This is a genomic window from Pantoea sp. AG1095 (assembly GCF_003208415.1).
In the GTDB taxonomy this organism is placed as follows: domain Bacteria; phylum Pseudomonadota; class Gammaproteobacteria; order Enterobacterales; family Enterobacteriaceae; genus Pantoea; species Pantoea leporis.
In genome coordinates, this window is record NZ_QKMJ01000002.1 from 305308 (window position 1) to 328810 (window position 23503).

General features: G+C 53.6%; 21 protein-coding genes. 10 read left to right on the top strand and 11 right to left on the bottom strand.

Features of this window, described 5'->3' with window-relative positions; translation table 11 throughout:
- Positions 1-117 precede the first annotated feature (117 nt).
- From folE to mglC, 6 genes are all read left to right on the top strand, one after another.
- Positions 118-783, top strand: coding sequence for a GTP cyclohydrolase I FolE (folE, locus tag DEU53_RS08030; RefSeq protein WP_049852430.1), 666 nt, complete (start codon positions 118-120; stop codon positions 781-783).
- Between the two features lie 53 nt (positions 784-836).
- A complete protein-coding gene (gene yeiB / locus DEU53_RS08035; protein WP_110866611.1) occupies positions 837-1997 on the top strand; it encodes a DUF418 domain-containing protein YeiB in 1161 nt (386 codons plus the stop codon).
- Between the two features lie 142 nt (positions 1998-2139).
- The gene (galS, locus tag DEU53_RS08040; protein ID WP_110866612.1) at positions 2140-3180 is read left to right on the top strand and encodes an HTH-type transcriptional regulator GalS; all 1041 of its coding nucleotides are present in this window, start codon (positions 2140-2142) and stop codon (positions 3178-3180) included.
- Between the two features lie 303 nt (positions 3181-3483).
- A complete protein-coding gene (gene mglB / locus DEU53_RS08045) occupies positions 3484-4479 on the top strand; it encodes a galactose/glucose ABC transporter substrate-binding protein MglB (protein ID WP_101763715.1) in 996 nt (331 codons plus the stop codon).
- 70 nt (positions 4480-4549) lie between these two features.
- Positions 4550-6070: a galactose/methyl galactoside ABC transporter ATP-binding protein MglA gene (gene mglA / locus DEU53_RS08050; RefSeq protein ID WP_110866613.1), complete on the top strand. Its 1521-nt coding sequence runs from the start codon at positions 4550-4552 to the stop codon at positions 6068-6070.
- An 18-nt stretch (positions 6071-6088) separates the two neighbouring features.
- Positions 6089-7099: a galactose/methyl galactoside ABC transporter permease MglC gene (gene mglC / locus DEU53_RS08055; RefSeq protein WP_007889502.1), complete on the top strand. Its 1011-nt coding sequence runs from the start codon at positions 6089-6091 to the stop codon at positions 7097-7099.
- Positions 7100-7226: 127 nt separating this feature from the next.
- On the opposite strand, the gene sanA is transcribed toward mglC, so the two are convergent.
- The 5 genes from sanA to DEU53_RS08080 all read right to left on the bottom strand — a co-directional run bounded on the left by sanA (position 7227) and on the right by DEU53_RS08080 (position 12028).
- Entirely contained in the window at positions 7227-7946 is a 720-nt protein-coding gene (gene sanA / locus DEU53_RS08060) for an outer membrane permeability protein SanA (protein WP_008104952.1), read from the bottom strand.
- A gap of 134 nt (positions 7947-8080) precedes the next feature.
- Positions 8081-9778: an NAD-dependent malic enzyme gene (locus DEU53_RS08065; protein WP_101763321.1), complete on the bottom strand. Its 1698-nt coding sequence runs from the start codon at positions 9776-9778 to the stop codon at positions 8081-8083.
- Between the two features lie 160 nt (positions 9779-9938).
- The gene (cdd, locus tag DEU53_RS08070) at positions 9939-10835 is read right to left on the bottom strand and encodes a cytidine deaminase (protein ID WP_110866614.1); all 897 of its coding nucleotides are present in this window, start codon (positions 10833-10835) and stop codon (positions 9939-9941) included.
- A 124-nt stretch (positions 10836-10959) separates the two neighbouring features.
- Complete coding sequence (locus tag DEU53_RS08075) at positions 10960-11652, bottom strand: CidB/LrgB family autolysis modulator (RefSeq protein ID WP_110866615.1); 693 nt, start codon at positions 11650-11652, stop codon at positions 10960-10962.
- Positions 11645-12028, bottom strand: coding sequence for a CidA/LrgA family protein (locus tag DEU53_RS08080; protein WP_110866616.1), 384 nt, complete (start codon positions 12026-12028; stop codon positions 11645-11647). Before DEU53_RS08080 ends, DEU53_RS08075 begins: the two co-directional genes overlap by 8 nt.
- A gap of 152 nt (positions 12029-12180) precedes the next feature.
- Between DEU53_RS08080 and DEU53_RS08085 the strand changes: the two genes are divergently transcribed.
- Positions 12181-12537: an endonuclease domain-containing protein gene (locus tag DEU53_RS08085; protein WP_110866617.1), complete on the top strand. Its 357-nt coding sequence runs from the start codon at positions 12181-12183 to the stop codon at positions 12535-12537.
- 225 nt (positions 12538-12762) lie between these two features.
- On the opposite strand, the gene metG is transcribed toward DEU53_RS08085, so the two are convergent.
- The gene (gene metG, locus DEU53_RS08090; RefSeq protein ID WP_110866618.1) at positions 12763-14796 is read right to left on the bottom strand and encodes a methionine--tRNA ligase; all 2034 of its coding nucleotides are present in this window, start codon (positions 14794-14796) and stop codon (positions 12763-12765) included.
- Between the two features lie 161 nt (positions 14797-14957).
- Between metG and apbC the strand changes: the two genes are divergently transcribed.
- Positions 14958-16070: an iron-sulfur cluster carrier protein ApbC gene (gene apbC / locus DEU53_RS08095; RefSeq protein ID WP_110866619.1), complete on the top strand. Its 1113-nt coding sequence runs from the start codon at positions 14958-14960 to the stop codon at positions 16068-16070.
- On the opposite strand, the gene DEU53_RS08100 is transcribed toward apbC, so the two are convergent.
- Positions 16067-16519 (bottom strand): GNAT family N-acetyltransferase, encoded by a 453-nt coding sequence (locus DEU53_RS08100; protein ID WP_110866620.1) that lies wholly within the window; start codon positions 16517-16519, stop codon positions 16067-16069. The genes apbC and DEU53_RS08100 overlap by 4 nt on opposite strands.
- Before the next feature lie 226 nt (positions 16520-16745).
- Here DEU53_RS08100 and ahpC point away from each other — a divergent pair, with 226 nt between their 5' ends.
- Together ahpC and ahpF are read left to right on the top strand one after the other, a co-directional pair.
- Positions 16746-17309, top strand: coding sequence for an alkyl hydroperoxide reductase subunit C (gene ahpC / locus DEU53_RS08105; RefSeq protein WP_101763328.1), 564 nt, complete (start codon positions 16746-16748; stop codon positions 17307-17309).
- Between the two features lie 67 nt (positions 17310-17376).
- On the top strand, positions 17377-18945 hold the full coding sequence (gene ahpF, locus DEU53_RS08110) for an alkyl hydroperoxide reductase subunit F (protein WP_110866621.1): 1569 nt from the start codon (positions 17377-17379) through the stop codon (positions 18943-18945).
- Positions 18946-19012: 67 nt separating this feature from the next.
- On the opposite strand, the gene DEU53_RS08115 is transcribed toward ahpF, so the two are convergent.
- From DEU53_RS08115 to DEU53_RS08130, 4 genes are all read right to left on the bottom strand, one after another.
- Complete coding sequence (locus DEU53_RS08115; RefSeq protein WP_101763330.1) at positions 19013-19216, bottom strand: hypothetical protein; 204 nt, start codon at positions 19214-19216, stop codon at positions 19013-19015.
- A 185-nt stretch (positions 19217-19401) separates the two neighbouring features.
- Positions 19402-21267 carry a GNAT family N-acetyltransferase gene (locus DEU53_RS08120; protein ID WP_110866622.1) on the bottom strand — a complete coding sequence of 622 codons (1866 nt, stop codon included), beginning with the start codon at positions 21265-21267 and terminating at the stop codon, positions 19402-19404.
- The gene (galE, locus tag DEU53_RS08125) at positions 21267-22298 is read right to left on the bottom strand and encodes a UDP-glucose 4-epimerase GalE (protein WP_110866623.1); all 1032 of its coding nucleotides are present in this window, start codon (positions 22296-22298) and stop codon (positions 21267-21269) included. The genes DEU53_RS08120 and galE overlap by 1 nt, the downstream gene beginning before the upstream one ends.
- Positions 22299-22354: 56 nt before the next feature.
- Positions 22355-23479: a sugar efflux transporter gene (locus DEU53_RS08130; protein WP_110866624.1), complete on the bottom strand. Its 1125-nt coding sequence runs from the start codon at positions 23477-23479 to the stop codon at positions 22355-22357.
- Positions 23480-23503: the final 24 nt, after the last annotated feature.

Here is a 23503-nt window from a genome sequence, read left to right on the forward strand (position 1 = left end):
TGAAAAGCTTATCAGAATGATTACTGGATTAAGGGCGCGGAGTATTTCACAATACGCGCTCAGAATTTCCCCCGTGGGCGAAAACCCGCGGGCGCATCACCTGTCGGAGAAGAGTAAATGAGCACCTTAAGTCAGGAAGCCGCCCTGGTTCACGAAGCGCTGTTGGCGCGTGGTCTGGAAACACCGTTACGTGCCCCGGTGCGTGAAATGGATGACGCCGCGCGCAAACGCGAAATTGCCGGTCACATGACGCAAATCATGCAGCTGCTGAACCTGGATCTGGAAGATGACAGCCTGATGGAAACGCCGCACCGCATCGCTAAGATGTATGTGGATGAGATTTTCTCAGGTCTGGATTACGCCAACTTCCCGAAAATCACCGTTATTGAAAACAAGATGAAAGTGGATGAGATGGTAACGGTGCGTGATATCACGTTGACCAGCACTTGCGAACACCACTTTGTGATTATCGATGGCAAAGCCACCGTGGCCTATATCCCGAAAGAAAAAGTGATTGGCCTGTCGAAAATCAACCGTATTGTGCAGTTCTTTGCCCAGCGTCCGCAGGTGCAAGAGCGCCTGACGCAGCAAGTGCTGGTGGCGCTGCAAACGCTGCTTGGCACCAATAACGTTGCGGTGTCGATTGATGCGGTGCATTACTGCGTGAAAGCGCGTGGCGTAAAAGATGCTACCAGCGCCACCACCACCACTTCACTGGGTGGCTTGTTCAAATCCAGCCAGAACACGCGTCAGGAGTTTTTGCGCGCGGTTCGTCACAGCTAATCTGTTTGGGCAACAGCCTGTTGCCCGATTTCCTCTCTCCGTCAGGGCACTCGATGCAACGCTATCTCGCGCTGGATTTCATTCGTGGTTGCGCCATTCTCGGCATCTTGCTGCTGAACATTGTCGGCTTTGCGTTGCCATCGGCCGCCTATCTCAATCCGGCATGGCGCGGCGAGGCTGCTACGTCTGATGCCTGGACGTGGGCGATCATGGATGGCCTGGCGCAGCTGAAATTCCTCACGCTGTTTGCCTTGCTGTTTGGTGCCGGCCTTTATATGCAGGCGCCGCGCGGTAGCCGCTGGATGTCGGCGCGTCTGACGCTGCTAGTGCTGCTCGGATTTATTCACGGCATCTTTTTCTGGGAAGGCGACATCCTGCTGGATTATGGCCTGATTGGGCTGATTATCTGGCGCATGCTGCGTGATGTGCCTTCCGACCGCGCGTTGTTACAAACCGGCGCATTACTCTATCTGGTCGGCTGCGGCGTGCTGCTGATTTTCGGCGCGGTCTCCAGCCCCAATCCCACGCGATCCTGGCTGCCGGGTGCGGCGGACCTGCAGTATGAAAGCTACTGGAAACTGCTCGGCGGTTGGGAAGCGGTGCAGAACCGGCTGGATCATCTGTCATCAGGCCTGATGGCGCTGGCATCACAATATGGATGGCAACTGGCGGGTTTGATGCTGATTGGTGCGGCATTGATGCGCAGCGGCTGGCTCAGCGGGCAATTTAGCGTGCAGCACTATCGCCGTTCGGCGGCGCTGCTGCTGACTATCGGCTGGCTGATCGCCATTCCCGGCATCGCCGCGCAGTGGATGATTGGCTGGGAATTCCGCTGGACCGGCTTTTTCCTGCAGGTACCGCGCGATCTCGCCAGTCCGTTTATCAGCCTCGGTTATGCCGCGCTTTGCCTGGGATTCTGGCCGCAAATTGCGTCAATGCGCGTCAGCTACGCCATTCAATGCGTTGGCCGCATGGCCTTGAGCAATTACCTGTTACAGACGCTGATTTGCACCACGCTGTTCTACCGCTTTGATCTGTTCCTCAGGTTCGATCGACTGCAGCTGCTGGCCTTTGTACCGGCTATCTGGCTGGTTAATATCCTGTTTTCCGTGCTGTGGCTGCGCGTCTTCCCGCAAGGCCCAATGGAGTGGATCTGGCGCAAACTGACACGTCTTGCCGCGGGAAAAGCTGATCCTTCCTCCTCGCTCAGATAATGATGTTCATCACAAAGGTTGCAGAATTGTATGTAACCGTTTTCATTGCTGTGATGTGATTCACGTAGTCGTTTCACATGTCCTGACAGAATAGCGCCGTTACGCGCTTGTCGCGCATTTTCAGCCTCTGTGGAACAGCTGCATGATAACGATTCGTGATGTCGCCCGTCAGGCCGGTGTGTCAGTAGCCACCGTGTCGCGTGTGCTCAACAACAGCAGTGCAGTCACCGCCGATACCCGGGAAGCCGTGCTGGCTGCCGTTGATGCGTTAGGCTATCGCCCGAACGCCAACGCGCAGGCGCTGGCTACGCAAATCAGTGACACCATTGGCGTGGTTGTGATGGATGTTTCCGATCCCTTCTTTGGCGCGCTGGTCAAAGCGGTGGATACCGTGGCGCAGCGCGTGCATAAACACGTGTTAATCAGCAACTCCTGGCATCAGGAAGAGAAAGAACGTCACGCAATTGAGGTGCTGATACGTCAACGATGTAACGCATTGGTGGTGCACGCGAAAACGCTTTCAGACGCCGAACTGACGCAGTTTATGGATCAGGTTCCCGGTATGGTATTGATTAACCGTACAATTCCCGGTTATGAACACCGCTGCGTCTGCCTGGATAACGTTACCGGCGCTCAGGTAGCCACGCGCATGTTGTTACAACAGGGACATCAACGCATCGGCTTTCTTAGTTCCAGCCACCCGATTGAGGATGTAACGCAACGACGTGAAGGCTGGCTGCAGGCCTTGTCAGAACAGGGAATCCGCCCGCAGGAGTCATGGATTGCGCATGCTGAACCTGATATGCAAGGCGGCGAAGCAGCGATGGTGGAGTTGCTGGGTCGTAACTTACATTTAACCGCGGTGTTTTCCTACAATGACGGCATGGCGGCGGGTGCATTGACCGCTTTAAAGGACAACGGCATCCAGGTTCCGCAGCATTTCTCTGTCATTGGCTTTGATGATATTCCCATCTCCCGCTACACCGATCCGCAGTTAACCACGGTCCGTTATCCTATTGTTTCTATGGCGAAACTCGCCACGGAATTAGCGCTCAAAGGTGCCGCAGGTGAGCTGGATCAGCTGGCTGTACACTGCTTTATGCCAACGCTGGTGCGTCGCCATTCTGTCGCCCAGCGGCAAATTGTGGAGTCGGTCACTAATTCAGGCGATAGCTCAGTGTAACCGTTTCCAATCTGTGATTGCATTCACAGTTAATTAACATGCCGCTCACTATGATGGCAGCGTCTTACCGGACTGAAACATCATGTAACGCTGGGAATTCCTTCTCCCAGCCGGTTTCAGTAGCCGATTGAAATAGTTCACAACACTCTTCAGGAAGCGTTTACCTACAGGGAAGTCAGGATTGCGATGGTGGCCCGGCTTTGCGTTACGCGTCCGCCCATTATCAGGTTTACAACCGACGGCGCTGTTTGCCCGCAGGCAAATAGCGCAATGAAATGCCCTACATAAAAAACCGGAGATACCATGAATAAGAAGGTTTTCACGCTCACAGCACTGGTTGCCAGCATGATGTTTGGTGCAACTGCGCACGCCGCCGATACCCGCATTGGCGTGACCATCTACAAATACGACGACAACTTCATGTCGATGGTGCGTAAGGACATTGAGAAAGAAGCAAAATCATTGGGCGGCATTCAGCTGTTGATGAATGACTCCCAAAACGACCAGTCTAAACAGAACGACCAGATTGACGTGCTGATGGCGAAAGGCGTGAAAGCGCTGGCCATCAACCTGGTGGATCCGGCTGCTGCGGCAGTGGTGATTGATAAAGCGCGTGGCAACGATGTGCCGGTGGTGTTCTTCAACAAAGAACCTAACGCCAAAGTGCTGGCCAGCTACCCTAAAGCGTATTACGTCGGTACCGACTCTAAAGAGTCAGGCATCATCCAGGGTCAGCTGATTGAGAAGCACTGGAAAGCCACGCCAGCCTGGGATCTAAACAAAGACGGTACCATCCAGTTCGTACTGCTGAAAGGCGAGCCGGGCCATCCGGATGCCGAAGCGCGTACTAAATACGTGATCGATACCCTGAACAAAGACGGCCTGAAAACGCAGCAGCTGGCGATGGATACCGCGATGTGGGATACCGCACAGGCAAAAGACAAAGTTGACGCCTGGCTCTCTGGCCCGAACGCCAACAAGATTGAAGTGATCATCGCTAATAACGATGCGATGGCGATGGGTGCGGTTGAAGCGCTGAAAGCGCACAACAAAACCAGCATTCCGGTGTTTGGTGTCGATGCACTGCCAGAAGCGCTGGCGCTGGTGAAATCAGGCGCGCTGGCCGGTACCGTGTTGAACGATGCGGAAAACCAGGCGAAAGCGACGCTGGATATTGCTAACAATCTGGCCAATGGCAAAGAGCCAACTGCAGGCACTAACTTCAAAATGGACAACAAAATCGTACGTGTTCCTTACGTACCAGTAGATAAAGAAAATCTGTCGCAGTTTGTGAAGTAATTCATCCTGGGCGCGGCATTTCGCCGCGCCTTATTGCATCTGACCAACGCTTTATTTAGCCAGGTAAATTATGGCCAGTGAGAATCCGACCACACAGCGTGAATATCTGCTGGAGATGACGAATGTCTCGAAATCATTTCCAGGAGTTAAAGCCTTAGATAATGTGAATTTAAAAGTGCGGCCGCACTCTGTTCATGCATTAATGGGCGAAAACGGCGCCGGGAAATCTACATTATTAAAATGTCTGTTTGGGATTTATAAAAAGGATACGGGGAGCATCCTGTTTCAGGGTGAGGAAATTGATTATAAGAGCTCCAAAGAAGCGCTGGAAAATGGCGTTTCCATGGTGCATCAGGAATTAAACCTGGTTCTGCAACGCAACGTCATGGATAACATGTGGCTTGGCCGTTATCCACGTAAAGGCGTGTTTGTCGATCAGGATAAAATGTATCGCGATACCAAAGCGATCTTTGATGAATTAGATATTGATATCGATCCGCGCGATAAAGTTGCCACCTTATCGGTGTCGCAGATGCAGATGATCGAAATCGCCAAAGCCTTCTCCTATGATGCCAAAATCGTCATTATGGATGAGCCGACATCATCGCTGACCGAAAAAGAAGTGAACCACTTGTTCACGATTATTCGTAAGCTGAAAGATCGTGGCTGCGGCATTGTGTATATCTCGCACAAGATGGAAGAGATATTCCAGCTGTGTGATGAGATTACCATTTTGCGTGACGGACAGTGGATCGCCACCCAGCCGCTGGAAGGCCTGGACATGGACAAAATCATCTCGATGATGGTTGGCCGTTCATTGAACCAGCGCTTCCCGGATAAAACTAACGTGCCGGGGGAAACCATTCTTGAGGTGCGCCATTTAACCTCACTGCGTCAGCCGTCGATTCGTGATATCTCGTTCGATCTGCGTAAAGGTGAAATTCTTGGTATTGCCGGTTTGGTGGGCGCTAAACGTACCGACATCGTCGAAACCCTGTTTGGCATTCGCGAGAAGTCAGGCGGTACGATTAAGCTGCACGGCAAGAGTATTAATAACCACAGCGCCAACGAAGCCATTAACCACGGCTTTGCGCTAGTGACGGAAGAGCGTCGCTCCACCGGTATTTATGCGTATCTGGATATTGGCTTTAACTCGCTTATCTCCAATATTAAAAAGTATAAATCCAGCATGGGGCTGCTCGATAATAAACGTATGAAAAGCGATACCCAATGGGTCATTGATTCGATGCGCGTGAAAACGCCGGGTCATCATACGCAAATTGGTTCGCTTTCCGGTGGTAACCAACAGAAAGTGATTATTGGTCGCTGGTTATTAACGCAGCCGGAAATATTGATGCTTGATGAACCGACGCGCGGGATTGATGTGGGCGCGAAATTCGAAATCTACCAACTTATTGCCGAGTTGGCGAAGAAAGAGAAGGGCATCATTATTATCTCTTCTGAAATGCCAGAGCTGTTGGGTATTACCGATCGTATTTTAGTGATGAGTAATGGCCAGGTAGCAGGCATTGTTGATACCAAAACGACCTCGCAGAATGAAATCCTGCGTTTAGCGTCATTACACCTTTAATGAAGCAAGGGCTTTAACATGAAAGCGACTACTAAAAAGAATGCGCTAACCTGGTTAAAAGAGGGCGGCATTTACGTTGTCCTGTTTGTACTGCTGGCAATTATTATTTTCCAGGATCCAACCTTCTTAAGTTTAATGAACCTGAGTAACATTCTGACCCAATCCTCGGTGCGTATTATTATCGCACTCGGCGTGGCCGGTTTGATTGTCACCCAGGGTACCGACCTTTCAGCGGGTCGTCAGGTTGGCTTAGCGGCGGTGGTGGCAGCCACGCTGCTGCAGGCGATGGATAACGCGAACAAGGTGTTCCCGCATCTGGATACCGTACCTATTCCAGTGGTTATCCTGACCGTGTGCATCATCGGCGGTGTGATTGGTCTGGTGAACGGGGTGATCATCGCTTACCTCAAGGTAACGCCATTTATCACCACGTTGGGCACCATGATTATCGTTTACGGTATCAACTCGCTCTATTACGACTTTGTGGGTGCATCGCCAATTGCCGGTTTCGATCCTGGCTTCTCCAAATTTGCCCAAGGCTTCCTGCGTTTTGGTGATTTCAAACTGTCGTTTATCACCTTCTACGCTGTGATTGCCATCGTCTTTGTTTGGGTGCTGTGGAATAAAACTCGCTTCGGTCGCAACATTTTTGCTATCGGTGGTAACCCGGAAGCGGCGAAAGTGTCTGGCGTGAACGTGCCGTTCAACCTGATTCTGGTGTACGCCTTGTCTGGCGTGTTCTACGCGTTCGGCGGGATGCTGGAAGCAGGCCGTATCGGCAGCGCCACCAATAACCTCGGCTTTATGTATGAGCTGGATGCGATTGCGGCTTGTGTGGTCGGCGGCGTGTCGTTTGCCGGGGGCGTGGGTTCGGTGGCCGGCGTGGTGACCGGTGTCATCATCTTCACCGTGATCAACTACGGTTTGACCTACATCGGCGTTAACCCTTACTGGCAGTACATCATCAAGGGCGGCATTATCATCTTCGCCGTGGCGCTGGATTCATTGAAGTACGCACGTAAGAAGTAGTGGATTTCCCCTCACCCCAACCCTCTCCCGCAGGCGGGAGAGGGAGCAGACCGAATTCTGGCTTAAACCTGCACTACACGGTTCCCTCTCCCGCTCGCGGGAGAGGGCCAGGGTCAGGGAGCAAACGTCACTTCTGCAGTTTCTCTTCTAACTCCAAAAGCTGCTCCGGCGTCACCGCCGGATAACTCTGCGCATCTTCCGGCACTTCATGCACCGCAGGAATTGGCACTAACGGGCCAAGGAAGCGCGGCTCGCGCTTCATCAAATACAAATCCGCCAGCGCACCCAAACGCGCACCCACTTCGCGGAAACGCACCGACAACATATTCTTCGGCGACGGCACCGCATAGCACTGCGCCTGAATGCCCAAATGCTGCGCGATATACAGCGCTCGCTCGCAGTGGAAGCGCTGAGTAATGATGATGAAATCGTTGGTATCGAACACTTTACGCGTGCGCACAATCGAATCCAGCGTGCGGAAGCCAGCGTAATCCAGCACGATGTCCGACGGCGCGACGCCCGCTTTGATCAAATCGCGGCGCATAGTCATCGGTTCGTTATAGCTTTGCTGCGCATTATCACCGCTCAGCAGCAGGTAATTGACCTTGCCGCTGTTATAGGCGTTCAACGCGCCCTGGATGCGATAGAGGTAATACTGATTGATCACGCCCGTGCGGTAGTACTTCGCCGTGCCCAAGACCACGCCGACCTGACGATGTGGCAACGAGGTGACATCTTCATATATAAAGGGCGCGGTTTTCCAGCTGATCCAGCGATCCAGGCCGAGCGCGGTCGCCACCATCAGTAAGATGATGAAAAACAGACCAAAGAAAACGCGTTTAATCATGCGCGCGGGCACTCGGTTGGCAGAATTCAGAATGGATAAAGGCTACTTGAGGCGGGCGGGGGAAGCAAGTAAACGCCCGTTGGCTGACGTTTTTTTAAACGTTGCCGGATCTAAATGATCCGGCAACGGATTTATCAGATCGAAGTACGGCGATAATTACGATACTGCGGCAGCCAGAAGTTGTTGCTGACGGCTTTCGACAACACATCTTCCGACGTCACCACCGCCACGCCCGCCAGCTGCGCGGCTTTACCCACCTCAATGGCAATCAGCTTGGAAACGCCCTGAATGTCTTTGATCTCCGGCAGAACCGGACCTTCGCCATCGTTAACCAGCGGCGAGCAGTCGGCCAATGCGCGACTGGCGGTCATCAGCATCGAATCCGTCACGCGACTGGCGCCTGCGGCGATAACCCCCAAACCGATGCCAGGGAAGATATAGGAGTTATTGCACTGGGCGATGGGATAGGTTTTCCCCTTCCAGGTGACCGGCGAGAACGGGCTGCCGGTGGCAACCAGCGCGGCGCCGTCAGTCCAGGCGATGATGTCGGCTGGCGTCGCTTCAACGCGTGAAGTCGGGTTCGACAGCGGCATAACAATCGGACGCTTGGTGTGCTTGTGCATCTCGCGAATGATCTCTTCGGTGAACAGGCCTGGTTGGCCAGACACGCCGATCAGAATATCCGGCTTGGCGTTGCGTACCACGTCGAGCAGAGAAATGGAGTCGCTGCTGGTGTCCCAATCTTTCAGGCTGTCACTCTTCTGCACCAGCTTGCTCTGGAAATTGAGCAGGTTCGGCAGCTTGTCGGTGAGCAAACCGAAGCGATCGACCATCATCACGCGGCCACGCGCTTCATCATCGCTCAATCCTTCCGACTTCATCTGCGCGATGATCTGCTCGGCAATACCGCAACCGGCAGAACCGGCACCGAGGAACACCACTTTCTGCTCGCACAGGCGGCTGCCCGCAGCGCGGCTGGCGGCGATGAGGGTGCCGACGGTCACTGCGGCGGTGCCCTGAATATCGTCGTTGAAGCAGCAGATCTCATCGCGATAGCGCTCCAGCAGCGGCATGGCGTTTTTCTGCGCGAAGTCTTCGAACTGCAACAGCACGTTCGGCCAGCGACGATTCACCGCCTGAATGAATTCATTGACGAACTCTTCGTACTCTTCGCCAGTGATACGCGGATGACGCCAGCCCATATAGAGCGGATCGTTCAGCAGCTGCTGGTTGTTGGTACCAACATCCAGCACCACCGGCAAGGTGTAAGCCGGGCTGATGCCGCCACACGCGGTATACAGCGACAGCTTACCGATTGGGATGCCCATGCCGCCGATACCCAAATCGCCGAGGCCGAGAATACGTTCGCCATCAGTCACCACGATCACTTTGACATTCTGCTTGGTGGCGTTCTGCAGCATGTCTTCAATGCGGTCGCGATTGTTATAAGAGATGAATACGCCACGCGCGCGACGGTAGATTTCAGAGAAGTGTTCACAGGCGGCGCCGACCGTTGGGGTGTAGATGATCGGCATCATCTCTTCCAGATGATTGTCGAGCAGGCGGTAGAACAGGGTTTCGTTGGTGTCCTGGATGTTGCGCAGATAGACATGCTTGTCGTTGTTGTTTTTAAAATCCAGGAACTGGCGCCAGGCACGTTCTGCCTGCTCTTCGATGGTTTCTACCGCTTCGGGTAGCAGGCCGTTGAGGTTAAATTCGTTACGTTCTTCGAGGGTGAAGGCGCTGCCTTTATTCAATAGCGGAAATTCCAGCAGGATCGGACCCGCATAAGGAATATACAGCGGGCGTTTACTTTCGTAGTCGAGTTCCATGCAGTGCTTGCTCCGGTTGCAGTGTTTTCTGACGTATCGCCGGGAAAAGGTAACGCCAGTCCATCTTGAAGTGAAGAGGTTCTGGCGCCCGATCCTATGAAAATTCCTGCAGATGTACAGCTTTTGTTAACAGGAGGTCACAAAAGCGGTAAAAGGATCACTAAACTGATGTTTTCGAAACTAAAGTAAGTGAGAAATCCTCACATCCTAACGCCTTAAGCGTCGCGCGGGTCGCGTCAAGCTGACTCAGCGTGCTGTCCTGACATTCCACCAAAACCGCTTGCTGAATTGTCTCCAGCGCTTCGTTGCTCATGTTCATCAAAATCAGTGCAGCCTGCAGCGGCGGCAAGCTGGGGTTGAAGGCGGCGTTTTCCGCATAGCGACCGGTAAAGACCTTGCCGCTCTGGCTGCGCAGCGCCACGCCGCTGTAACTCTGGCTGTAAGGCGCGTGACTGTGATTGGCGGCGGTAATGGCGGCCTGTTGCAATGCATCGCCTGCAACCGCAAAACCATGATCGACCGGCGTTAGAAGACGTTCGTTGATATTCAGATCGGCAGGGCCAAACGCATCCGGCAGATAGTCGCCCAGCGTGCTAACCGCGCGTCCCGGCAGGCTGATGCGAATCGCCGTGCCGCTGTTCAGCTCGTTCATAAACTGACGGCAATGTCCGCACGGCGTGTAGTTGACGGTAATCGCCGCCAGCTTCTCTTCACCGCGCAGCCAGGCGTGCGTAATCGCGCTCTGCTCGGCGTGCACCGTCTGCTGCAGCGGGGTATGCAGGAACTCCATGTTGGCGCCGAAGTACCAATGGCCGCTGACGCCGCGGGAAATCGCGCCGACATTAAAGTGAGACACCGTTGCCACGGCGCAGCTCGCCGCCAGCGGCAGCAGTTCCAGTGCCAGCGCATCTTCATCCAGTCCGGTAAGCTGTTTCAGTTGCGCGACATCCTGCGGACGCAATACGCCATGGAAATCCGGCGCATCCAGCAGCGGCTGAATCGCAGCTTGCAGCGCAGCGGGCAGGGCAGAAAAAGCAGTTAGGAATCGTGAATGCATGATGGGATGACCTCAGTTACGCGTTAGCGGCGATGCGCCGCCTGACGTTTTATATGTGATCCAAGTCGCTCTGACAATGCAAGCTGATTGGGTTGTTTCAACTTTGCGAGATCTCTCGCAAGTTTTAGCCCCACCAATGCATTAATAGCGGAAAAAGCAGCGGCGCCAGTAACGAGGTGATGATGCCGCAAATCACCAGCGCAAGGGAGCTGAACGCGCCTTCCTGATAATCGATCTCGGCTGCGCGCGCGGTACCTAACGCGTGCGATGCGTTACCAATTGCTAACCCGCGCGAGGATTTGTTTTTCACCTTAAACAGATTGAGCAGCATATGGCCAAACACCGCACCCAGCACGCCGGCGATAAGCACGCAGATGGCGCTGATGGCAGGAATACCGTGCAGCGATGCGGAGACCGCCATCGCAATTGGCGTGGTGACGGATTTCGGCATGATGGTGGCGGCGATTTCCGGCGTTGCGCCCATCCACAGCGCAATCGCGGTGCCCGATACCATTGCCGTGATGCTGCCGATGAAGCAGACGCTGATGATGGTTTTCCAGCGCGCGCGAATCTGATGCATCTGCTCATACAGCGGCAACGCCAGTGCCACAACCGCCGGTTGCAGCAACTGATTGAGCAGGCTGCTGCCGGCAAAATAGCGCGTGTATGGTAGGTGAGTCAGCAGCAGAATCGGAATGACAATCGCCATCGCCACTAACAATGGATTAACGATGGAGATATTAATTTTCGCGGCCAGTCTACGCGCCAGGAAATAGGCGATCACCGTCAGCGGCAGCGACCACCATGCATCACTCATTCGGCTTCTCCTGCGGGCGCTGCAGGCGCTCTGCGCTGAGCCCGACAATCAGCAGCACCATAAAAGTACTGACAATGCATGACACCACAATCGGCCCAAACTGCGCGGTGAGGATATCGGTATAGCCCATTACACCAACGCTAATCGGCACAAACAGCAGTGCCATATAGCGAATCAGTAAATGGCATCCGGGTTTCACCCACTCAACCGGCATGATTTGCAGACCCAGCAGCAGGAATAGCAGCAGCATGCCGATGATACTGCCGGGAATGGTTATTGGGAGCAGGGCAGAAATCCCCATTCCAGCGTAAAGCGCCGCATAGATGATGACGAAGGCGCGCACATAGCGCCAACAAGCAGTGAGAACGGCAGGCATGTCAGGCTCCTGTTTTCGTAGCGCTTTATCATACGCATTAAGCGATTAGCGTGCTAGCGTTCACATTGGAATGCAGATTCCAGCTTTTTCATCGCGTTATTTTCCTCCTGCAAACATGGCGTAGGGTAAGCCGATATCGCGAAAGGGAGGCGATGATGAAAGCGATTACGCGGCGGCGACAACTGCGCCAGGCGATGCCTGAAGCGGAGCATCTTTTGTGGCTTTTTTTACGTAATCGGAATTTATGCGGAGTGAAGTTTCGGCGTCAGCATCCGATTGGCGGTTATATCGTGGATTTCGCCTGTAATGAAAGGAGGGTGATAGTTGAGCTAGACGGCGGGCAGCATAACGAAGATGAAGCGAAGATTTATGATCAACAACGAACGGCTTTTTTAGAGCGAGGTGGCTGGAGAGTGATTAGATTCTGGAATCATCAGGTTTTCGAAGAGTTTGATGCGGTGATGGAGGAGATATATCGGCAGTTGATGTTGCTTGGGCCCTCACCCTAGCCCTCTCCCGCCAGCGGGCGAGGGAATGGTTAGGTGGAGCAGGCTAGCAAAAGTAGAGTGAAAAATTAAATGGCTGCTTTGAACCATTCCCTCTCCCGCCAGCGGGCGAGGGAATGGTTAGGTGGAGCAGGCTAGCATAAAGTGGAGTGAAAAATTAAATGGCTGCTTTGAACGGTTCCCTCTCCCGCGCGCGGGAGAGGGTTAGGGTGAGGGCAACGAAATCCCTTACTTAACCGGCATGCCCGGTACTGCGCCGCTATCGACCGACAGCACAAACAGGTCTTTGCCGCCTGGACCCGCTGACAGCACCATACCTTCGGAAATACCGAAGCGCATTTTACGCGGCGCGAGGTTGGCGACGATGATGGTCATCTTGCCAACCAGCACCGACGGATCCGGATAGGCAGCGCGAATGCCAGAGAAAATCTGACGCTTCTCGCCACCCAAATCCAGCTCCAGACGCAGCAGCTTGTCAGAACCCTCAACCAGCTCAGCTTTCTCTATCAGCGCCACGCGCATATCGACCTTGGCAAAATCATCAATGGTGATGGTGTCGCCAATCGGCGCATCAGCCAGCGGACCGGTTGCTGCAGGCTTATTCGCCGCCGCCGCATCTTCTTTCGAGGCCTCAATCAGCGCGTCAACTTTGGTCATTTCGATACGGCCATACAGCGCTTTGAACGGCGCTACTTCATGATCCAGCAGCGGTTGGGTAATTGCATCCCAGCTCAGTTCGCTCTGCAGGAAGGCTTCGGCACGCTCGCTCAAAGATGGCAGCACTGGCTTCAGCCAGGTCATCAAGACGCGGAACAGGTTAATGCCCATGGAGCAAATCGCCTGCAGGTCGGCATCGCGGCCTTCTTGCTTTGCTACCACCCAAGGTGCCTGCTCATCGACATAGCGGTTTGCCAGATCGGCCAGCGCCATGATTTCACGGATCGCGCGGTTATATTCGCGGCTGGCCCAGGCTTCGCCAATCTTCTCTGAGGCCGCCACAAAGGTCTGATATAACGCGGGATCGGCCAGTTCACTCGCCAGCTTGCCGCCAAAGCGTTTGGTCAAGAAGCCGGCATTACGTGACGCCAGGTTCACCACTTTGTTCACCACGTCTGCGTTCACGCGCTGCACGAAATCTTCCAGATTCAGGTCGATGTCGTCGATGCGTGAAGAGAGCTTGGCTGCGTAGTAATAGCGCAGGCTATCGGCATCCAGATGCTGCAACCAGGTGCTGGCTTTAATAAAGGTGCCGCGCGATTTAGACATCTTCGCGCCGTTAACCGTCACATAACCGTGTACGAACAGATTGGTTGGCTTGCGGAAGTTGCTGCCTTCCAGCATCGCTGGCCAGAACAGGCTGTGGAAATAGACGATGTCTTTACCGATGAAGTGATACAGCTCAGTAGTGGAATCTTTCTTCCAGAACTCGTCGAAATCGATATCGCCGCGTTTGTCGCACAGGTTTTTGAATGAACCCATGTAACCGATTGGCGCATCCAGCCAGACGTAGAAGTATTTGCCCGGCGCGCCAGGGATTTCGAAGCCGAAGTAAGGTGCGTCGCGGGAGATATCCCACTGCTGCAAGCCAGACTCGAACCACTCTTGCATCTTGTTAGCCACCTGCTCTTGCAGTGCGCCTGAACGCGTCCACGCTTGCAGCATCGCGCTGAAAGAGGGCAGATCAAAGAAGAAGTGCTCGGAATCGCGCAGCACCGGCGTCGCGCCTGAGACCACTGATTTCGGGTCGATCAGCTCGGTTGGGCTGTAGGTCGCGCTGCACACTTCGCAGTTATCGCCATATTGATCCGGTGACTTACATTTCGGGCAGGTGCCTTTGACGAAACGGTCCGGCAGGAACATGCCTTTCTCAGGATCGTACAGCTGCGAAATGGTGCGGTTCTTAATGAAGCCGTTCTCTTTCAGACGACCATAAATCAACTCGGACAGTTGACGGTTTTCGTCACCGTGCGTCGAGTGATAGTTGTCGTAGCTGATATTGAAGCCAGCAAAATCCGTTTCGTGCTCCTGCTTCATCTCCGCGATCATCTGCTCCGGCGCGATGCCAAGCTGCTGAGCTTTCAGCATGATCGGCGTGCCGTGAGCGTCGTCTGCACAGATGAAGTGAACCTGGTTGCCACGCATTCGCTGGTAACGGACCCAAATGTCAGCCTGAATGTGTTCAAGCATGTGACCGAGATGGATTGAACCGTTTGCGTACGGCAGTGCGCACGTTACCAGAATTTTTTTAGCGACTTGAGTCATGTTTGCGTAGCGTTCCGTTGAAGAAAAATCGGTGTTAGATGTTAACCGAAGCACCCTCTGGCGTAAACACAGCTGGACATCCACGTCACTTTTAGCGCCTATCTGATATTATTGAACAGACACCGCCGCAATCTGGCGTGATGAATAAACAAGGAGAGGGGATGACTTCACAATCCCAGCAACATCATTCACCTGAGGCGCTGCGAGCATTGGTTATTGGCGTGTTGAGTGACTTTGAACATCCGACGCTGCAACATAACCTGACCACGCTGAAAGCCCTGCGCCATGTCGCGCTGCTGGATGACAAGCTGCATATCGAACTGGTGATGCCGTTCGCGTGGGCCAGCGCTTTTGAAGAGCTGAAAGCGCAAACCAGCGCCGAACTGCTGCGCCTGACGGACGCCAGCGCCATTGACTGGCGACTGCGCCACGACATCGCCACGCTGAAGCGGGTGAAAAACCATCCGGGCGCGACCGGTGTGAAGAACATTATCGCCGTCAGTTCCGGCAAAGGTGGCGTGGGCAAATCCAGCACCGCTGTGAACATGGCGCTGGCGCTGATCGCCGAAGGCGCGCGCGTGGGGATTCTCGATGCGGATATTTACGGTCCGTCGATCCCTAACATGCTCGGCACCGAAAATCAGCGTCCCACCTCGCCGGATGGCACGCACATGGCACCGATAATGGCGCACGGCCTGGCAACCAATTCGATTGGTTATCTGGTCACCGACGACAACGCCATGGTGTGGCGCGGTCCAATGGCCAGTAAAGCCCTGATGCAGCTGCTCAACGAAACTCTGTGGCCGGATCTCGATTACCTGATCCTGGATATGCCGCCCGGCACCGGCGACATTCAGCTGACGCTGGCGCAGAACGTGCCGGTGACCGGCGCGCTGGTGGTCACCACGCCGCAGGACATCGCCTTGATTGACGCGCGTAAAGGGATGGTGATGTTCGAGAAAGTCAGCGTGCCGGTGCTGGGCGTGATCGAGAATATGAGCATGCACATTTGTAGCCAATGCGGACATCACGAGCCGATTTTCGGCACCGGCGGTGCGCAGAAGCTGGTGGAAGATTACAGCACCCGTTTGCTGGCCCAGTTGCCGCTGCACATTACGCTGCGTGAAGATCTGGATGATGGCGAACCGACCGTGGTGCGCCGTCCGGACAGTGATTTCACCGCGCTCTACCGCCAACTGGCGGGTCGCGTTGCAGCGCAGCTCTATTGGCAGGGAGAGATTATCCCTGGCGATATCGCGTTCCGCGCCGTTTAACGCCTTCCAGTTCCGCTGGTGCGCGTCGCCAGCGGAAAATGCATCAGCACATATTTTCCCTGCTCGCTCTCGCCAACCGCTTCGCGCCGCCAGCCGTGTTTGAGATAAAAATCCATCGCCGCCTGATTCTGTTGCAGGCATTTTAAGGCGCCCGTCGAGCTAAATCGCGATTGCACTTTTTCTAACAGCGCGCTGCCCACGCCTTGTCCCTGCGCATCGGGGTCGACATACAGACTATGCAGGAAGTTGTCATTATCCAGCACCGCCGCAAACCCTACGCGATGCCCATTCAGTTCAGCGACCAGCACGGTTTCGCCCAAAATCACCGCATCGAAATCTTCTAACTGCCAATCATCGCCATCCAGCCACGTCCAGTTATGGCGTCGCGCGGCAAGATAGAGCGTGCGCAGAAAAGGCCGATCGGCTTCGTCAAAAAAACGTATATGCACCCATTTGCTCCGTCAGTTAGGTATTTGAATAAAAGTAGCAGTTTCACCGTAAAAAGATAAAGCCTGACAGAACCGCGCCCTTTTTGTGTAGAATGCCTCCGCGAGCCGCATGAAATCAGGTGTCGGCGCTTTGATAGCTTTTGGTTATCTGATTGATAACGTCTGCATATTAGAAGTTGGCCCGAAAATTCTGTAGCCTGCATCACATCTTTTAACGGAGGTCACCATGTCCATCATTAATACCAAGATCAAACCATTTAAAAACGCAGCGTTCAAAAACGGCGAATTCATCGAAGTCACCGAGAAAGACGTTGAAGGTAAATGGAGTGTTTTCTTCTTCTACCCGGCTGACTTCACCTTCGTATGCCCAACCGAACTGGGTGACGTTGCAGACCATCACGAAGAGTTCCAGAAACTGGGTGTAGATATCTACTCTGTTTCCACTGACACGCACTTTACCCACAAAGCCTGGCACGGTTCTTCAGACACCATCGCGAAAATCAAATACGCAATGATCGGTGACCCAACTGGCGCGCTGACCCGTAACTTCGAAATCATGCGCGAAGACGAAGGTCTGGCAGACCGCGGTACCTTCATCGTTGACCCGCAAGGCATCATCCAGGCGATCGAAATCACTGCAGAAGGCATTGGCCGTGACGCATCTGACCTGATCCGCAAAGTGAAAGCCGCTCAGTACGTTGCTTCTCACCCAGGTGAAGTTTGCCCGGCAAAATGGAAAGAAGGCGAAGCAACTCTGGCTCCATCACTGGACCTGGTTGGCAAAATCTAAGTTAGCTGCCATTCGATCTTTCTCTATCGGGTGCTACGGCACCCGATTTTCATGACAGGAACTCACTATGCTCGACACCAATTTAAAATCCCAACTCAAGGCTTACCTTGAGAAACTAACGAAACCGGTTGAGTTGATTGCCACATTGGATGATGGCGCCAAATCTGCGGAGATTCGCTCTCTGTTGGCCGATATCGCGGGCTTGTCAGACAAAGTCAGCTTCCGCGAAGAGAACGATCGTCCGGTGCGTAAACCCTCTTTCCTGATCACTAACCCAGGCAGCCAGAGCGGTCCGCGCTTTGCCGGTTCGCCAATGGGTCACGAATTTACTTCACTGGTTTTAGCCCTGCTGCAAACCGGTGGACACCCTTCGAAAGAATCGCAGAGCCTGCTGGATCAGGTTGTGGCTTTGGAAGGCGACTTCCACTTCGAAACTTATTATTCCCTGTCGTGCCACAACTGTCCTGACGTGGTACAGGCGCTGAATCTGATGGCGGTACTGAACCCGCGTATCAGCCATACCGCGATTGACGGCGGTATGTTCCAGAACGAAATCACCGAGCGCAACGTGATGGGCGTGCCGGCGGTATTCCTCAACGGCAAAGAGTTCGGTCAGGGCCGTCTGAGCCTGGCGGAAATCGTCGGTAAAGTGGACACCAACGCCGACAAGCGCGCGGCGGAAGAGCTGAACAAACGTGATGCCTACGAAGTATTGATCGTCGGCAGCGGCCCGGCGGGCGCAGCAGCGGCCATCTACTCTGCACGTAAAGGCATCCGTACTGGCCTGATGGGCGAGCGTTTCGGTGGTCAGGTGCTGGACACCGTAGACATTGAAAACTACATCTCCGTACAGAAAACCGAAGGCGCGAAGCTGGCCGGTTCTTTGCGTGCCCACGTTGATGATTACGATGTTGATGTGATTGATACCCAGAGCGCCATCAAGCTGATTCCGGCGGCGAAAGAGGGCGGTCTGCACGCAATTGAAACCGCATCTGGCGCAGTACTAAAATCCCGCAGCATCATCATTGCTACCGGCGCACGCTGGCGCAACATGGGCGTACCGGGCGAAGAGCAGTATCGCACCAAGGGCGTAACTTATTGCCCGCACTGCGACGGCCCGCTGTTTAAAGGCAAACGCACCGCGGTGATCGGCGGCGGTAACTCAGGCGTGGAAGCGGCAATCGATTTGGCCGGTATTGTTGAGCACGTGACGCTGCTGGAATTTGCCAGCGAAATGCGCGCCGACAAAGTGCTGCAGGACAAACTGCGCAGCCTGAAAAACGTCGATGTGATTCTGAACGCACAGACCACCGAAGTGAAAGGCGACGGCAGCAAAGTCACCAGCCTGACCTACATCGACCGTAACAACCAGAGCAGCCACGAAATCGCGCTGAGCGGCATCTTCGTGCAGATTGGTTTGCTGCCGAACACCACCTTCCTGGAAGGTGCGGTTGAGCGCAACAAGATGGGCGAAATCATCATTGATGCCAAGTGCGAAACCAGCCTGAAAGGCGTGTTTGCCGCAGGCGACTGCACCACGGTGCCGTACAAGCAGATCATCATCGCCAGCGGTGAAGGCGCGAAAGCCTCACTCAGCGCCTTTGATTATCTGATTCGCACCAAACCGGCTGAATAAGTTTTGCGATAGCCACGCAATAGCCCTGCAACGCATGTTGCGGGGCTTTTTTATATAGAAACAATGATTAGCCTAACCAGCGTATGGCTTGCGCATCGCTAATATCGCGGTAATAGATTTTATGCAGCCGTTCGCCACAGCCTTTACATTGTGCTTCAACATGAGTTGAGAAGTAGGCTCGCCCGGTGGGAGAAATAGCGCCTTTGCGGGAAATACGGATGTTATGCCATTTGTGTGCATGCGGAATAAAGCTGAAGAATTTTAATTTCATTATCGCTACCGGAATGGAGTGGGCGGTGTTTATCTTCAAATCCGGAGCGCAATTAGGCCCGTTTTCTGGCCTAATAAATTTGATAAGTATCAAGGTGATTAAAACTTTGCTTATTTCACCGCGCTTCTGTTGCTTCCGGTGCGAATAAAAATAGATTCGCACCGGATTATTTGATCGCGGAAGGATTACAGCGTTAGCGCCATAAACACGATTTCATCACTAAACCGTGCAACCTCCTGTTTCATACTGCTCACCACCTTAAAACCTTTCTTGCGATAGATCATAGCTGCCGGGTTCGATTGCCAGACGCATAAGGTGATGCGGCGCATTTTTTGCTGTTTGGCTTGATCCTTAAGCTTTGACAAAATTTGATTGAAATAGCCTTTTCCCTGTTCCTCGGGCTGCAGCGCCACGCTGCAAATGAAGAAATCGTCCGGCTGGCGATGCTGATTCACGAAACTGTCGTAAGCCACATCCAGTGGAAAAACCTCCTGACGATAGCCATATTGCACCTTGATGTGATCGTAATCCTGAATCGGCGCAGCGTTAACGAAACCCACCATTTTTCCCTGCGGATTATAAATCACGGCAATCTGTTGCAGGAAAGGCTGGATATTTTGCTGCAGCTGTAGGGTGGTTATATCAGTGGCATAAATATTATCGACCGAGCAGTATTCCAGATAGCTGGTGGTGAAAATTAATTTCGCCATCGCGAGTTGTTCTTGCTTGTCTGCAATACTTCCCGGTTTGAAGATCAGTGGCGACGCTTTCTGACCATCAATCGGCTGCCAGAAATCACCTGCTTTAATATTCTTTGCGGTAAGCGCAATTAAAAAATCGCTGAATAATGCATTCACTTTATCCAGTTGCGGATCCTGAGAGAGCACGCCGTAATAGTGATAATAGGGAATTTCAGCACGCAGCTGCGGCGCATAAGCAATTTGCAGGATATCGCATTCAGAAAGCAAAGGTACCAGTTCACCTAACTGCAGAGGATCGCTTAATTGCCAGTCGCGTTGTGCTAGCTGAGTAATCGTATGCTGATAATGCTGCTGCTCTTCACCACTCAGCGGGCGACGTTCACCGCTGAGAATATCCTCCGTCAGGCGCATGCCTTTAATCCCGCTCACGCGATGCTGCTGAACATCAAAACCCCATACGGCAAACCGGCTGAAATCCTGATGGCTGAGCTGCGTGACCTGCAATTGCTCGCACCATAACTGGTAAAAAGGTTCGAAGATGGCGCGTTCGCTTTCCGGCGTTTTTGCTGGAATTGGCTGAGGCCAGCCGCGATACACCGCACTGAGCCGCCGTTGTAAATTCTGCAACACCGGATTGTTTTGATGACTGATGATCATGCCGGTTTCATCGGTGAAGAGATTCAGCCAATTTATTTGCTGCTGTTCTCCCGCAAAATCCGGCAGTTCTGGCTGACAGAGAAACAGCGTCGCAGGCTGAGCGGGAAGTGTATCGGCATCCATATAAACGCCGCCGCACCGATTGAGAATCGCCAGGCGGAAGAAGTCAGAGAGCGTAGCGTAATAGCGCTTATCATGCAGTTGCTGCAGCACATCGATCAGGGCGCCATCAAATGACTGCATCAGTGCGCTCAGGCTGTTGACCTGCACCAGCGCATCAGGCAGAAACAGCGTGCCAGCATGAAAGGGGCTGTTTCCCTGCTGAGCGACGAAGCGATCCTCTGCCGCCAGCTGCTGTGCATTCCACACCCATAGCGTTTGCCGGAAATCACTGCGACTGGCTTCTATCGCCCGTTGCCATTGGGCAATGGTGCGGTTGACGTTGAGTGGTGATGGTCCGCCGAGCCAGACGCGATGGAGCGTGCATTCATTACCTGTCAGTCGGCTGGTGGGCACCGCGAACATCGAAGAGAGTTCCGCAACGCACACCTCGTGCGGCTGATGTTCCACTTGCCACTGTTTAAACTGCCGTAACGCTTGTTGCCAGTCTGCTGTCGCGGGATAGGTAAAGCGCTTTTTAAGCGCGGCGAGTTGGCGTTCGTAGTGAGGTAAAAACGTTTCGCGCGTCATCATCAGATTTCGCTCCCGGCTGGTTGAGCAACATAGCCTTGCGGATTCTGCGTATGCCAGCGCCATGCGTCGCGCAGCATGTCTTCGAGGCCGCGAGTTGCTTGCCAGCCCAGTTCTTTTTTCGCCTGACCGGGATCGGATAAGCAGATCGCGACATCGCCGGGACGACGCGGGCGCATATCGAGCGGCACGCGTCGTCCGCTCACCTGTTCAAAAATCTGCACGATTTCCAGCACCGAGTAGCCTTGTCCGGTACCCAGGTTGTAATGGCGATAGCCTGGTTTGAGATGATTTAGCGCCTGAATATGACCTTCGGCTAAATCCATCACGTGGATGTAGTCGCGCACGCCGGTGCCGTCGGGCGTTGCATAGTCATCACCAAATACTGGCAGATGGCTTCTTAGTCCATTGGCAACCTGAAACAGATAGGGCAGCAAATTGTTGGGAATACCTTCAGGATGCTCACCAAGCTGGCCGGAGGGATGTGCGCCGGCGGGATTGAAATAGCGCAGTGCGGTAATGGCTAACTCTGGTTGTGCATCAACCACTTCACCCATGATCTTCTCCACCATATATTTGGAGGCGCCATAAGGATTGGTGGTATTGCCGGTATCACAGTTCTCACACAGCGGAATCTTTACCGGAATGCCATAAACCGTGGCGGATGAGCTGAAAATGAGTTTTTTCACCTGATGCTGCTTCATGGTTTCCAGCAGCATTAGCGTTCCGGCAATATTGTTTTGATAATACTTCACCGGTTTCTGCAGCGATTCATTTACCGATTTCAGCCCAGCCATATGAATAACCGCATCAATCGGCTGATGGCTAAATACCAGATTTAGATCGGCGCGGCGGCGAATATCGCCCTGATGAAACGTCATTTTCTTTCCGCTTAACGCTTCGACACGCGTTAAGGCCAGCGGTGAGCTATTACACAAATTATCCAGCACGATCACACGATGGTTTTTCTGCAGCAGGCTAAGGGCAATGTGTGAGCCAATATAGCCCGCACCGCCAGTAATTAAGACATTCATTTACGTACACTCCATGTGTTTTGTTGCGCGCAGCGGTGCGCGACGAATGAGGGTGTTTAAACATTGTCGACCTTTGTTATCAGTAGTAATGACATCACCAACAGCACACAGGCTGCCGGCCAGATGGCCAGCGGTGAGACGGTGGTGATAATTCCCTGTAAAACGCCAGCCAGCAGCACGCCGATGGACATCGAATTGGTATACAGCGTGGCCGCCATTCCCTGACGATGTTGCAGTAAATCCTGAAACCAGAACATGCCAACGGTAGCGATGATAGCGATGAAAATGGCATTGAAAATTTGCAGTAACATCAGTGGGATAAAACTTTGACTGAAGTAAATTCCCACATAAAACATCATGCCGCACAGCATGGCTGCCTGCATTTGCGTTTTCTTACCCCAGCGTTTGAGCATGCTGGCGCTGAGCAGCATGATCGGTATTTCCAGCGCCGCGGCGAGGCCAAAAAGCACGCCACTCCAGTCGGCAGACAAGGTTGGCTGCTCTGCCAGATGCAAAGGAAACGCAATCAGATAGAGTGCGCTGCAGCTCCATACCAGCAAGGTGGCAAACATCAGGAAGCAAAGGTTTTGCCCCAGCGGCTGCCGGTCCGGTTGCTTTGCAGGAGTAGCGCTTGCCAGCCGCTCGCCAGGCGGCAAGGTGACAGCCAGCAGCGCCACGCTCTGTAACAGCACGAACATGACGGCATACAGCCAGGTGAAGCCGGCCAACTGAACAATCCAGAATGCCAGCGGTGGGCCGAATACCCACGCCAGCGAAAATTGCGCGCGTAAAATGGCGCTGAAAGCATTGTCACTGCGGGTTTGCCGTGCCAGCGCGAACAGTTGCGGTATCGCCGCACTGCCGCAAGCATTGAGCAGCGAGCCGAGCGAAATTAACAGCAGATAATCGCGGCAGAAGATAAACAGCAGCGCATTGAGCGCCTGTGCGAATAAGCACAAGAGCAGTAGCGGGCGACGCTGCGTGACACGATCTGAATAACGGGCAATCAGTAAGCTCATCGCAATACTGCTGAGCGCATTAACACTGTAGAAGGCGCCGATTTTCCAGGCTGCCACGTTAAGTTCACTGGCTAGAAATAAGCTGAGCGTCGGAATGAACAGGGCGCCGCTTAAACCGGCACCCAGCGCAACAACATAAAAAGAGAAAGTTGAGTGTTTCATCGACATCCTTGTCAGTGTTCGCCC